Origin of the sequence: Burkholderia sp. D-99 (assembly GCF_011605345.1) — a bacterium.
Taxonomy (GTDB): Bacteria; Pseudomonadota; Gammaproteobacteria; order Burkholderiales; family Burkholderiaceae; genus Burkholderia.
Genome location: NZ_JAAOXM010000001.1, coordinates 1,192,884 through 1,206,794 on the forward strand (window position 1 = coordinate 1,192,884; position 13,911 = coordinate 1,206,794).

At 68.6% G+C, this 13,911-nt stretch carries 9 protein-coding genes; 1 reads left to right on the forward strand and 8 read right to left on the reverse strand.

What is annotated here, in order from left to right; translation table 11 throughout:
* Positions 1-17 precede the first annotated feature (17 nt).
* Both HAV18_RS05190 and HAV18_RS05195 read right to left on the reverse strand, forming a co-directional pair.
* Positions 18-1,739, reverse strand: a complete 1,722-nt coding sequence (locus tag HAV18_RS05190) for a cobaltochelatase CobT-related protein (protein ID WP_166953428.1) — start codon at positions 1,737-1,739, stop codon at positions 18-20.
* On the reverse strand, positions 1,736-2,725 hold the full coding sequence (locus HAV18_RS05195; protein WP_166953430.1) for an AAA family ATPase: 990 nt from the start codon (positions 2,723-2,725) through the stop codon (positions 1,736-1,738). Before HAV18_RS05195 ends, HAV18_RS05190 begins: the two co-directional genes overlap by 4 nt.
* Positions 2,726-2,999: 274 nt before the next feature.
* Here HAV18_RS05195 and HAV18_RS05200 point away from each other — a divergent pair, with 274 nt between their 5' ends.
* Complete coding sequence (locus HAV18_RS05200; protein WP_166953432.1) at positions 3,000-3,752, forward strand: IclR family transcriptional regulator; 753 nt, start codon at positions 3,000-3,002, stop codon at positions 3,750-3,752.
* 26 nt (positions 3,753-3,778) lie between these two features.
* Here the strand turns inward: HAV18_RS05200 and HAV18_RS05205 are convergent, their stop codons facing one another.
* The 6 genes from HAV18_RS05205 to HAV18_RS05230 form a co-directional block, all read right to left on the reverse strand.
* Positions 3,779-4,726 (reverse strand): DmsC/YnfH family molybdoenzyme membrane anchor subunit, encoded by a 948-nt coding sequence (locus HAV18_RS05205; RefSeq protein WP_166953434.1) that lies wholly within the window; start codon positions 4,724-4,726, stop codon positions 3,779-3,781.
* Positions 4,727-4,763: 37 nt separating this feature from the next.
* Complete coding sequence (locus tag HAV18_RS05210; RefSeq protein WP_166953436.1) at positions 4,764-5,510, reverse strand: 4Fe-4S dicluster domain-containing protein; 747 nt, start codon at positions 5,508-5,510, stop codon at positions 4,764-4,766.
* A gap of 16 nt (positions 5,511-5,526) precedes the next feature.
* Positions 5,527-8,463 carry a molybdopterin oxidoreductase family protein gene (locus tag HAV18_RS05215; protein WP_166953438.1) on the reverse strand — a complete coding sequence of 979 codons (2,937 nt, stop codon included), beginning with the start codon at positions 8,461-8,463 and terminating at the stop codon, positions 5,527-5,529.
* Between the two features lie 226 nt (positions 8,464-8,689).
* Positions 8,690-10,114 carry an amino acid permease gene (locus HAV18_RS05220; RefSeq protein WP_166953440.1) on the reverse strand — a complete coding sequence of 475 codons (1,425 nt, stop codon included), beginning with the start codon at positions 10,112-10,114 and terminating at the stop codon, positions 8,690-8,692.
* Between the two features lie 179 nt (positions 10,115-10,293).
* The gene (locus HAV18_RS05225; protein ID WP_166953442.1) at positions 10,294-11,709 is read right to left on the reverse strand and encodes an FAD-binding oxidoreductase; all 1,416 of its coding nucleotides are present in this window, start codon (positions 11,707-11,709) and stop codon (positions 10,294-10,296) included.
* Positions 11,710-12,606: 897 nt separating this feature from the next.
* The gene (locus HAV18_RS05230) at positions 12,607-13,911 is read right to left on the reverse strand and encodes an MFS transporter (RefSeq protein ID WP_166953444.1); all 1,305 of its coding nucleotides are present in this window, start codon (positions 13,909-13,911) and stop codon (positions 12,607-12,609) included.

A 13,911-nucleotide genomic window follows, 5' to 3' on the forward strand; every position in this document is an offset into this window, starting at 1 on the left:
CGCATATGGTGCCCGCTTCACCGCCGTGCGCCGATCCAGCTCGCGATTTCGACGAGCCGCTTCATGTCCGGCGCCGACGCGAGGTCGATCGCGAGCCGGTGCCGGTAGTACGGGCCGAGATCGAGCCCGACGCCGAGCCCGAGGACTTCGACACGGCCGGCCGCCTCCTGGCGCGCGACCACCTGCTTCAGGTGGTTGTCGAGGTAGAACGGATCGTTCGCGAGCGCCGTCGCGCCGTCCATCGGGCTGCCATCCGAGATCACGACGAGGATCTTGCGCGCCTCCGGCCGCGCCGCGAGCCGCGCACACGCCCATTCGACCGCTTCGCCGTCGACGCCCTCGCGAAACAGGTCGGCCTTGAGGAGCGCGGCGATGCCCGCGCGCGCATGCCGCCAGCGCATGTCCGCGTCCTTGAACACCAGGTGGCCGGTTTCGTTGAGCCTGCCCGGATGGCGCGGCTTGCCGCGCGCGAGCCAGTCCTGCCGCGCGCGGCCGCCGTTCCAGGCGAGCGTCGTGAAGCCGAGCACTTCGGTGGCGAGACCGGCGGCGTCGCCCGCGCGGGCCAGCGTGTCGACCATCAGCGCGACGCCGTCGATCCACGTCTTCATCGATCCCGAGCAGTCGATCAGGAACGCCAGCGCACAGTCGGCGTGCGGCCGCACGCGTTCGAGCCGGAACAACCGCCGTTCGGCCGGCGAGCTGACGAGCTGCGCGAGCCGGCGGCCGTCGAGGCGGCCGTGCTCCTCGCCGAACGACCAGCCGTCGGCCTGCGGCACGACGAGCGCCGCGCGCAGCACGCGTGCGAGCCGCGTGACGTTGATCCGCTGCGCGGCGACCTGGCCGTCGAGCCGGTCGCGATACTCGCGCAGCAGTGTCGCGCGGATCTGCGCGGCCGGCCGGAGTTCGCGGTCGTAACGCGTCGTGTACGCGCGGTAGACCGCGTCGCCGCCATGCAGCACGACGCTGTCGCCCGTCTCCACGAGTGCCGGCAGGTCGATGCCGGTATCGTCAAAATCGACCCATAGCGAGAAATTCGTCAGTGCCTCGTCCTGCTCGCGGGCATCTTCCGTCGCCGTTTCGACGACCGCCGCGCGCGCGTCGCGGATCATGGCCGCAATGCGGCGCGCGAGCGCCAGCGCGTGTTCCGCGAATGCGCGCTGATCGTGCCGGCACCGCTTGAGCCCCGCGAGCGGCACGCCGATCTCGGGCGCAATCGCCGCGCGCGACGCTTCGATCAGATCTTCCGTTTCTTCGAGCACCGGCCAGCCCGTCAGCCGCGACCAGGCGATCTGCGCCACCGTGTACACGAGGATCCCGACATGCGTATCGGCCTGCCCCGACCGGTAAAACGCGCGCGACCAGGTTTCGAAACGATGACGCAGGTTCTGCACGACGCCACGCATCGCGGGTGGCACAAGCGACTCGCAGCGCAGTTGCTCGAGCATTTCGAACAGCACGCGTTCGACGGGATCGTTGCCGCACAACGCGCGATGCAGTTCGGCATCCGAATGCAGGATGCGCAGCGCGGCGCCGTCGGCCGCACCGCGCCACGACGCGAGATCGTCGTCGGCGGCCTGCGCGCGCAGGTGCGGCGCATGGATCGGCAGCGGCCGCAGGTCGCGGCACACGCGGCCCGCGCGGTAATGCAGCGCCGCATCGCGGGTCAGCGCGCGCACGGTCGACGCGCCCAGCGCTTCGCGCGCCGACGCACGGCGCGCGGCGTCGCGATCGGCGCTCACCGCCCGGCTCCCGGCTCGCCCGCGCCGGCACGCGACGCCACCGCCAGCTCCTCGCCGAAACAGCGCTGGTAATACTCGGCGACGACCGGCCGCTCGGCGTCGTCGCACTTGTTCAGGAACGTGAGCCGGAACGCGAGCGCCGGATCGCGAAAAATCTGGCAGTTCTCGGCCCAGTTGATCACCGTGCGCGGCGACATCAGCGTCGACAGGTCGCCGGTCGCGAAGCCGTTGCGCGTCAGCTCGGCCAGGCTCACCATCGATTCGAGCAGCGGGCGGCCGGCTTCATCCGCGAGTTCCGGCACGCGCGCGCGCACAATGCCGATCTCCTCGTCGCGCGGCAAATAGTCGAGCGTGGCGACCACGTTCCAGCGATCCATCTGCGCATGGTTGAGCATCTGCGTGCCGTGATAGAGCCCGTTCAGGTTGCCGAGCCCGACCGTGTTCGCCGTCGCGAACAGCCGGAACGACGGATGCGGATGAATCACGCGGTTCTGGTCGAGCAGCGTGAACTTGCCGTCGCGTTCGAGAATCCGCTGGATCACGAACATCACGTCGGGCCGCCCCGCATCGTATTCGTCGAAGATCAGCGCGACGGGCCGCTGCAGCGCCCACGGCACGATCCCTTCCTGGAACTCGGTCACCTGCACGTCGTCGCGCACGACGATCGCATCCTTGCCGACGAGATCGAGCCGGCTGATGTGGCCGTCGAGGTTCACCCGCACGCACGGCCAGTTCAGCCGTGCCGCGACCTGTTCGATATGCGTCGACTTGCCGGTGCCGTGCATCCCCTGCACGAGCACGCGGCGGTTGCGCGCGAAACCGGCGAGGATCGCTAGCGTGACGTCAGGGTTGAAACGGTATGCGTCGTCGATATCGGGCACGTGGTCGTCGCGCGCGCTGAACGCGGGCACCATCAGGTCCGAATCGAACCCGAACCGTTCGCGGACCGACACCATGCAGTCCGGCTTGTTCGTCACCCCATCCATTGCGTTGCGCTCCTGTCGTTGCTTGTCGTTGCTTGTCGTTGCTTGTCGTTGCTTGTCGTTGCTTGTCGTTGCTTGTCGTTGCTTGCCGTTGCTTGCCGTTGCCTGTCTTTGCCCGATGAGCAGACGTCGATCGGGCCTGCGCCGATCATGTTTACGGAACGATTCGTTCCATCGCTGAAAATCCATGCCGGCTTGCCGCGCCCGCCGCCCGGCGCGGCCGGCCCGCCGGGCCGTTCGGTACAATGCCCGCAGTCCAGTTTCCGGAACGCCTGCCATGCTGCCCGCGGATACGCCCACGCTGCGCGCCTTCGCGCTGCTCGAACATCTCGTCCAGGCCGGTGATGCCGTGTCGCTCGCCGATCTCGCGCGCGAGGTCGACATTCCGAAGGCGTCACTGCACCGGATGCTCGCGTCGCTCGAAGCAGGCGGCCTCGTGATCCGCGAGCCGGGCCGCAAGAACGCGTATGCGATCGGCCCGCGCCTCGCACGGCTCGGCACCGGCGTGATGCTGCATGCGGGCGCGCGGCGGCTGCGCCATGCGATCCTCGAACGGCTCGTCGCCGATCTCGGCGAAACCTGCAACCTGACCGCACTACACGACACGGAAGTCGTCTATCTCGACCGCGTCGAAGCCGACTGGCCGCTGCGGCTCGACCTGAAGCCCGGCTCGCGCGTGCCCGCGCATTGCAGCGCCAGCGGCAAGCTGCTGCTCGCACTGCTGCCGCGCGACGAACGCGCCGCGCTGGTGCGCGCGCTGGCGCTGCCGCGCTACACCCCGAATACGATCTCGGATCCCGAGCTGCTCGAAGCCGAACTCGATCGCACCGCGCACAAGGGTGTCGCGATCGACAACGAGGAATTCGTCGCGGGCATCGCCTGCATCGCGGCCCCGATCGTCGGCGACGACGGCGCGTGCATCGCCGCGGTCGCCGTACATGCGCCCGTGTCGCGCGCACCGCTGTCGCGGCTGCTCGACTGCATGCCGCGCCTGCAGGAAGCGGCCGGCGCGCTCGCGGCGACTTTCTAGCGCCGCACGGCGGCACGCGCGCAACGTCATGACGCGCGCTGGTAATAGATGTTCTGCGGATGCCGCGCATCCGCGAAGAAGAACCAGCGTTCCGCGACCAACCCCGCATACTGGATCACGAATGCCGCGCCGAGCGCGACGGCCGCCGCGACCGACGTCGGCGCGAGCGCACCCGCACCGGTCAGCACGAACGGCACCGCGAATGCGCCGATCAGGAAGCCGGCCTTCACCGCACGCAGCGTGCCGTTGCCCTGCCCGTGAAAGAACTCCCGCGTATTGAATGCGCTGGCCGTGAAACCGCGCGACTTCTGTTCGACCTTCGCGTTGCGGATCCCGGTCGCGCTCTGCACGGTCGACTTCGGCCGCAGCCGCGCATTGCGCGCGAGCGACGCGACCCGTGCCACGCAGCCCGCGAGCGTCAGCACGCAGGCGGCCACCGCGAGTCGGCCCACCAGCGCCGGTGCGAGCCACGCGGCGCACGCCGTCGCCAGCGTGCAGCCCGACGCGCAGCCGAGCAGCACGAAGTTCACGAGTGTCAGCGGGCTCGCCCATTCCTGCAGGAAGCGCAGGCATGCGTAGATCATCGCGGTACACACGAACAGCGCGACGCTCGCAAGCGCGCCGGCCGCGCCGATCAGCAACGTGCCGGGCCAGCCGAACAGGTGTGCCGCGCCATACGCGAACGTGCACGCGAGAAACACCGGCAGCGCGATGCATTCGCGCGACAGCCACGACGTGCGCCACATCGCGATCGCGCGCCATGCGCGTTCGGGGTGGCCGAGATGGAAGAACGACGCGAGCAGGCCGAGCACGCCGAGCGCGACCGACAGCGCGGCGCCCGTCACGTAGAACGACGCGGCCACGTCGACGCCGGCCACGCGCGCGAGCGCCTCGACGATCACGAGCGTCAGCAGCAGGCCCTGTGCGGCGCCGCACAGCGTGGTGAGGAAAACGACCGAAAAGGCTGGGCGCATGGGAACTCCGTCTGTTTCTGGATGAAAGGCGCGGTGCTCAGCGCTGCGTCGCGAGCGACACGAGATCGACGTCGCCGCGCGCCGCGCGGGCTTCGAACGACTCGCTCTCGTCGCGGCCGCCCGACCCGCTGCCGCATCCGCCGCTGCTGCCGCACGCGCACGACGCTTCGGTCTTCACGCGCGGCAGGTAATGGTTCGACGGCCGCGTGTCCCATTCGGGCATCAACGCATAGCCGCCGCGTTCGCGGATCGCGCGCGACACCTCCGATTCGGGATCGTGCACGTCGCCGAACAGCCGCGCCGACGTCGGGCACGCGAGCACGCACGCCGGTTTCCGGTCGCGTTCGGGCAGCGCTTCGTTGTCGATGCGGTCCGCGCACAGCGTGCACTTCGTCATCTCCTTGCGGCCTTCGTCTAGCTCGCGTGCGCCGTACGGGCACGCCCATGCGCAGTACTTGCAGCCGATGCACTTGTCGTAGTCGACCAGCACGATCCCGTCCGACTTGCGCTTGTAGCTCGCGCCGGTGGGACAGACGGGCACGCACGGCGGATCCTCGCAGTGCAGGCACGACTTCGGGAAGTGGATCGTGTCGGTCATCGGGAACACGCCCGCTTCGTAGGTCTGGACGCGGTTGAAGAACGTGCCGGACGGATCGTCGTCGTACGGGCGCAGATCGGCGAGACTGCCGGCTTCGCCCGACGTGTTCCATTCCTTGCAACTCGTCACGCAGGCATGGCAGCCGACGCACACGTTCAGGTCGATGACGAGGGCCATCTGGGTCACGGTCGTGCTCCTTCGATCAACGGTCGTCAGGTTTCGGGCCGGCGGACGTCGCGCGCCGCAGCCGCGCGGCGAATGCGCCGGTTCCCGCGAAATACGCCTGCACGCGCTGCAGCACGCGCGGCGTGCCGGGCAGCGGCGGCATCGGCGCGAACTGCGGCAGCGTGGTCGCCGCATCGGCCTCGGCCGGATAGATCCGTACCTGCACGTCGTACCAGCCGGCCTGCCCCGTGACCGGATCGGAGTTCGACATCCGTGCGCCGTCACGCGCCGCATCCGGCAGCTCGTCGGTAATCACGTGGTTCAACAGGAAGCCGCGCTGCGATTCGCCCGCCTGCGGCCCGAGGTTCCACGCGCCGGCCGCCTTGCCGATTGCGTTCCACGTCCATACGGTGCCGGGCTCGACCGCCTCGCTGTAGCGCGCGCGGCACCGCACCTTGCCCCATGGCGATTCGACGTAGATCCACGCGCCGTCGTCGATCTGCTGCGCGGCGGCCGTCACCGGGTTCACGAACAGGTGGTTCTCTCCGTGGATCTGCCGCAGCCACGCGTTCTGCGAATCCCACGAGTGGTACATCGCCATCGGCCGCTGCGTGATCGCCGCGAGCGGATAGCGGCTCGCATCGGTCAGCCCGCTTTCGAGCGACCGATGCCAGAACGGCAGCGGGTCGAAATAGCGCGCGATGCGTTCGCGCAGATGGTCGGGCGGCTGGCGGCCCGACGTGCGCCCCTGTGCGGCGAGCCGGAATTTCTGCATCACGTCCGAATAGAGCTGGATGACGATCGGCACGCCGAACTTGCGCATCCCGTTGTCGACCGCCCACTGCATGTACGGGCCGTTGCAGTTGCGCATGTACTGCAGCGGCTCCGGCAACCGGTGGTGGTACACGCAATTGTTCTCGGCATAGCGCTTCCACTGGTCGGGGTTCGGCTCGCCGACGACGGCCTTGTCGCCGTCCTTGCCGCGCCAGCCGATCAGGAAACCGGTGCCCGAATTCGGCGCGGTCTGGAAATTGATGACGAAATCGGGATAGTCGCGGTACTTGCGCTGCCCGTCCGCCGTCGTGAACGCCGGAAACTTCAGCCGGCTCGCGAGCTCGATCAGCACTTCCTGGAACGGCTTGCATTCGCCGGTCGGCGGCACGACGGGCACGCGCACCGAGTCGACCGGCCCGTCGAATTCGGAGATCGGCCGGTCGAGCACCGACATCACATCGTGACGTTCGAGGTAGGTCGTGTCGGGCAGGATCAGGTCGGCGAACGCCGTCATCTCCGACGCGAACGCATCGCACACGACCAGGAACGGGATCCGGTATTCGCCGTCGTCGCGCTTGTCGACCAGCATCTTGCGCACTTCCGTCGTGTTCATCGACGAATTCCACGCCATGTTGGCCATGAAGATCAGCAGCGTATCGATCGGATAGGGATCGCCGCGCCACGCATTGGTGATCACCGAATGCATGAGCCCGTGCACCGCGAGCGGGTATTCCCACGAGAACGCCTTGTCGAGCCGCGCGGGCGTGCCGTCCGGATGGACGAACAGGTCCTCGGGGCCGGCGGGCCAGCCGAGCGGGCCGGTGGCGAGCGGCGTGTTCGGCCTGATCTGCGCCGGGTCGTTCGGCGGTTTCGCCGAAGGCGGCACCGCGCGCGGATACGGCGCCTTGTGCCGGAAGCCGCCTGGTCGGTCGATCGTGCCGAGCAGCGACATCAGCACGGCCAGCGCGCGGATCGTCTGGAAGCCGTTCGAATGTGCGGCGAGCCCGCGCATTGCATGGAACGCGATCGGCACGCCCTTCACCGATTCGTGTTCCTTGCCCCACGAATCGGTCCAGCGCACCGGCAGCTCGATCGCGTGCTCGCGCGCAACCGTCTCCATCTCGCGCGCCAGGCGGCGGATCGTGTCCGCCGCGATGCCGGTAATGTCGGCCGCCCATTCGGGCGTGCAATCGGCCACCTGTTCGCGCAGCAGCGTGAACGACGGCGCGACGGGCGTGCCGTCGTCGAGCGTATAGCGGCCGTCGAGCGCCGGCTCGGCGCCTTCCGTGTGATGCAGCACCGCGCGGTTCGTCTTCGTGTCCCACCACATCCGGTTCTGCGGATACAGCGCGTTGACCTCCGGCGCGCCGGCATCGCGCACGAACAGCCCGGACGTGTCGGCATCGGCGCGCAGGTCGATCAGCTCGCCGGCGTTCGTAAAGCGCGACACGAATTCCATGTCGAACGCGTCGCGCGCGATCAGCTCGTGCATCAGCGCCATGAACAGCGCGCCGTCGGTGCCGGGGCGGATCGGAATCCATTCGTCGGCAATTGCCGCGTAGCCGGTACGCACCGGATTGATCGCGATGAAGCGGCCGCCCGCGCGCTTGAACTTGCCGAGCGCGATCTTCAGCGGATTCGAATGGTGATCTTCCGCGGTGCCGATCATGAAGAACAGCTTCGCGTGGTCGAGATCAGGCCCGCCGAATTCCCAGAACGAGCCGCCGATCGTGTAGATCATCCCGGCCGCCATGTTCGCCGAGCAGAACCCGCCATGCGCCGCATAGTTCGGCGTACCGAACTGTTTCGCGAACAGGCCGGTGAGCGCCTGCATCTGGTCGCGGCCCGTGAACAGCGCGAAACGCTTCGGGTCGGTGGCGCGCAGGTGCGCGAGGCGCTTTTCGAGCACGTCGAATGCGACGTCCCACGACACCGGCTCGAACTGCGCATCGCCGCGCTCGGCGCCCGGCTTGCGCATCAGCGGCTGCGTGAGCCGCGCGGGCGAATACTGCTTCATGATTCCCGACGAACCTTTCGCGCAGATGACGCCCTGGTTCAGCGGATGCTCCGGATTGCCGTCGATGTAGCGCACCTCGCCGTCGCGCAGGTGCACACGGATGCCGCAGCGGCACGCGCACATGTAGCACGTCGTCGTCTTGATCTCGGCCTGCTCGTCGCGCTCGCGTGCCCGATGTTCCATCGTCTGTCCTCGTTCGCGGATGAAGGCGCACCCCGCCGGGGGCGCACCCGTGAATCGGTTCATCCATGCTAGTCGCGCCGGCCGCCGACATAAAGTCGCATCCGCCGATCGGTTCTATCGTGCGGCCCGATAGTTGACCCCGGGATCCATCGGGCCGCCGCCGCAAGCCGCATGCGCAAAGGCCCGGCTTGCGTGCCGGGCCTTCGGCGTCATGCGTTACCGGGCATTACCGCGGCGGATAGGCGAGCAGTTCGCTGTCGTCGAGAGGCTCGCGGCGGCTGCGGCGCGTCAGCCCGTATGCGACGACCAGCACGCCGAGGCTTGCGACGCCGAGCCACAGCGGCTTGCGCTGGTCCGGGATGAACGCCATCGCGACGAGGATGCCGACCATGCCGACGATCGCGACCCAGGTGAGGTACGGATACGCCCACATCCTGACGCGCAGCTGGCCGGCGGCCACCGGGTCGAGACGCTTGCGCAGGCGCAGTTGCGAGAACGCGATCAGCACGTACACGAACAGCGCGACGGTGCCGTACGAATTGACGAGGAACGCGAACACGGTATCGGGCGACACGTACGACATCACGACCGACACGTAGCCGAACACCGTGCCGAGCAGGATCGCGCGCACCGGCACGCCGCGCTTGTTGACCTTCGCGAGCGCGGCCGGCGCGTCGCCGTGGCGGGTCAGCGCGAACAGCATCCGAGACGCCGCGTAGAGGCCCGAGTTGAGCGCGGACAGCACGGCCGTCAGCACGATCGCATTCATCACGTTGGCGGCGGCCGGCAGGCCCATCACTTCGAGCGCGCTCACGTACGGCGTGGCCATCTGTTGCGAATTCCACGGGACCAGCGCGACGACGAGCGCGACCGAGCCGACGTAGAACACCAGCACGCGGGTGATCACCGAATTGGTGGCCTTGGCGACGGCTTTCGCGGGCTCCTTGGCCTCGGCCGCCGCGATCGTGACGATCTCGGCGCCGAAGTAGAAGCCGGTCGCCGCGACCGCCCCGCTCATCACCGGCCCGATGCCGAGCGGCATGAAGCCGCCGTGGCCGAGCAGCGTCGGCAGCACGGAAGTCGTGTGCATCGACGCGGGCCACAGGCCGAGCACGTAGAGGCCGCCGAGGAACAGGAACACGATGATCGCGCCGACCTTGATCGACGAGAACCAGAATTCGAACTCGCCGTAGCTGCCGACCGAGATCAGGTTCGTGAGCGTCAGCACGACCAGCAGCGCGAGGCTGATGATCCACGCCGGGGTATCCGGCAGCCAGAACTGGATCAGCTTCGCGCCGGCGACCGCTTCGAGCGCGACGACGATCACCCAGAAATACCAGTACATCCAGCCGGTCAGGAAGCCTGCCATCTTGCCGGGCCCGCGCCAGTTGCCGAATGCGAGCCGCGCGTATTCGTAGAACGAACCGACGGCCGGCATCGCGCAGGCCATCTCGCCGAGCATCCGCATCACGAGCACGACGAGCCCGCCCGTGATCAGGAACGACAGGATCGCGGCCGGCCCGGTCTGCTGAATCACCACGCCGCTGCCGACGAACAGCCCGGCACCGATCACGCCGCCAAGCGCGATCATCGTCATGTGGCGCTGCTTGAGCCCACACTTCAGGTCACTCTGGTTCTTCGAGGGTTGCATGTCTTCTCCATATCCAGTTGTCCGGCGCCGCCCGCGCATCACCGTCGGGTGAGCGCGGGCGCCGCCGGCGACGGCGCGTGCAGGGGCGCCTGCAGCCCCGGCCGCACGGATTTCTGTTGCTTTTCTTGTGTTGGACAGCCCGGCGCACGTTGCGTCACGCCGGGCGATATGCACTGCGTTCAGGGCTTTTCGTCGTTCCTGAAGTACGACACGTAGAGCATCCGCTGCCCGAGCCGCCGGAACGGCGCGAACGGGTGGCCGGGCAGCGGCGACGCGAAGATCGGCAGCGTCTGGCGTGCGCCCTTCCCCGCGATCTGCTCGGCGAGCCGGCGGCCGGCCTGCTGCGAATACGACACGCCGTTGCCGCCGTAGCCGAGCGCGTAGTACACCGACTGCCGCGGGTCGGGCTGGCACACGCGAGGCATCATGTCGTGACTCACGTCGACCCAGCCCCACCACGAATAATCGATCTGCACGCCGCGCAGTGCGGGGAACTTGCGCGCCATCCCTTCCTTCAGCAATTCGAAGTGGCGCGGGTTCGGCGCATCGTCGCCGGTGATCGCGCTGCGGCTGCCGATCTGCAGGCGGCGATCGGGCAGGAAACGGTAGTAGAAGCGCAGCGTACGCGTATCGGTCAGCACCTGCGTCGTGCGGAAATTGCACGCGTCGATCTCCGCATCGGTGAGCGGGCGCGTGACCATCGAGTTCGACAGGATCGGCATCACCTTGCTGCGCAGCGACGGATGCAGCGTCTGCGCCGTGTACGCACCGGTCGCGATGCCGACCGCGCGGGCCCGCACGACGCCGCCGGGCGTGCGCAGGTGGTGCACGCCGTCGATCGTCTCGAAGCCGAGCACGGGGCTGCTCGTATGCACCTTCGCGCCGGCTTCGCGCGCGAGGCGCAGGTAGCCGAACGCGAGCTTCAGCGCATGGATGCCGATGCCTTCCGGCTCGTGCAGCGCGCCGGCCGCCTCGTGGTCGTTGATGAATTCACGGCGGAAGGTGTCCGCGCTCAGCAGTTCGGACGGGTAGCCGAACACGTCCTTCCACACCTTCGCCTCGGCCGCGAGCTTCGCCATGATGCGCGGGCGATGCGCGATCAGGAAATGGCCGCCCGGTTGCGGATCGCAGTCGATTTCCGACACGAGCGACTTGAAGTGTTCGAAGCCTTCGAGGATCTCGTCGTGCATCTTCAGCGCGACGTCCTTGCCCCAGCGCTCGATCCACTGCGAGCGCGACAGCCGGCCCGACGCGTTCTGCCCCTGCCCGCCGTTGCGGCTGCTGCAACCCCAGCTCGTGCGGTTGGCTTCGAGCACGACGGCCTTGATGCCGTGGTCACGCGCGAGGCACAGCGCGGTCGCGAGGCCCGTGTAGCCGGCGCCGATGATCGCGACGTCGACATCGAGGTCGCGCGTGACGGGGCCGTCGTCGGGCGGCGGGGTGCCGGCCGTCGCGACCCAGTAGGTCGGCGCGTACTGCTTGCCGCACCCGGGCCCCGGCGACACGAGCGGATCGTAGGTCGGGTCGTAACGCGTATCGTTCGGCCGGCCGCCGGCGAAGCCGCTCGCGGTGCGTTCGATGGAAGGGGTCGACATGGTCAGACCTCCGACGCGGGCTGGCCTGCCGCGCCGCAACGGGCGCACGAGGCGATTCGACTGACTGATGCGGGGCGCGCGCTCGCCGCGCGGACGAATGCTGCCGACTGCCTGTTGGTCATGCCTGTCTCCTGATCGTTCTCTTCGGGTCGATCGTGTGCAGATGCTTCCATGCGGCGATCTGTCGAGGAAAGTGTAGGCAGGCCGTTTTTTCGCAGGTAGGGCCAGTGGGACGGATTCGCTTGGACCAGCGCGTGAGGGCGACGAACGGCGGGCAATGGCAGGCGAGCACCGGCGGGCGACGATCAGAGGCGTCGCAGCGCGGGTGCGACACCATCGGACAACCGGGATGCCGCACGCCGCGCAGCATCGGACGACCGGCTGACTGCAACGATCCGCAGCCGGTGGGCAACGATCAGCAGCCGGCGTGGCACCACCGGACAACCGGGACGCCACACGGCTCGCAGTATCGGACGCCCGGATGACTGCAACGATCCGCAGCCGGTGGGCGACGATCAGCAGCCGGCGTGGCGCCACCGGATAACCGGGATGCCGCACGGCGCGCAGCATCGGACGACCAGTTGACTGCACCGATCCGCAGCCGGTGGGCGACGATCAGCAGCCGGCGTGGCACCACCGGATAACCGGGATGCCGCACGGCGCGCAGCATCGGACGCCCGGATGACTGCACCGATCCGCAGCCGGTGGGCGACGATCAGCAGCCGGCGTGGCACCACCGGACAACCGGTACGCCGCACGGCGTGCAGCATCGAACGCCCGGCTGACAGCAACGATCAGCGGCGCGAGCGCGGCTCCGACCGACGACCGCCGCGCCGATGCGCCCCCTCTCTGCCACATCCGCGCATTCGCACACCCGCACACCCGCCCCGCCCGCCGTCACATCGCGCGCACCGCGACCTCGGCCACGCCACTGCGTTTCTCGATCGCCCGCGCGGACACGATCGACAGGAGTGCAGACAACATCACGTAAACCCCGACGAGCCACGGCGCACCGCCGTTCACGCGCAGCAATGCGGTCGCGACGATCGGCGTGAGCCCGCTCGCGAAGATGCCCGACACCTGGTAGACAAACGAAATGCCCGTGTACCGCACATTCGCATCGAACAGCTCCGCGAACAGCGCGGCCTCCGGCCCGTACGCCATCGCGTAGAAGACGCCGAACGGGATCACCAGCGCGAGCCACACGGCGAGCAGGTTCGACGATTGGGTCTGCAGCAGCCAGAACGCGGGCAGCACCGACAGCCCGCACAGCGTCGCGCCCCACCGGTACACCCGCGCGCGGCCGAGCCGGTCCGACAGGCTGCCGAACACGGGGATGAACACGCACATCACGACCGCCGCGCTCATCACGCCGAGCAACGCGTCGCCGCGCGAGATCGACAGGTTGCGCGTCATGTAGCCGATCGAGAACACCGCGAACACGTTGAAGAACACGCCGTCGATATAGCGCGCCCCCATCCCGAGCAGGATCGCCTGCCGATAATTTCCAAGCAGCTCGACGACCGGCAGCTTCGTATCGCGCCGCCGACGCTTGAGCGCGACGAATTCGGGCGTATCGGCCACGCGCGTGCGGATGTAGAAGCCGACCGCGACGAGCAGCAGCGACGCCGCGAACGCGACGCGCCAGCCCCATGCGAGGAACGCGGCGTCCGGCAACGCGCGCGACAGCGCCGCGACCACGCCGGCCGCGAGGCACAGCCCGATCGCGAGCCCGATCTGCGGCAGGCTCGCGTACAGCCCGCGCCGGTGCGGCGGCGCGTATTCGTACGCCATCAGCACCGCGCCGCCCCACTCGCCGCCGAGGCCGATGCCCTGCAGCACGCGCAGCGTCAGCAGCAGCACGGGCGCCCACATGCCGATCTGCGCATAAGTCGGAAGAAACGCGACGCCGGCCGTCGACACGCCCATGATCAGCATCGTCAGGATCAGCGCGGACTTGCGCCCGACGCGGTCACCGAGATGGCCGAACAGCAAGCCGCCGAGCGGCCTCGTGACGAAGCCGACCGCGAACGTCGCATACGCGAGCATCGTCGACACGAACGCATCGCCGGCCGGAAAGTACTGCTTGTCGAACACGATGCCGGCGACCACGCCGTACAGGAAAAAGTCGTACCACTCGACGGTCGCGCCGATCACGCTGGCCGCGGCCACGCGTCGGACGACCCGGGAATCGATTGCCAT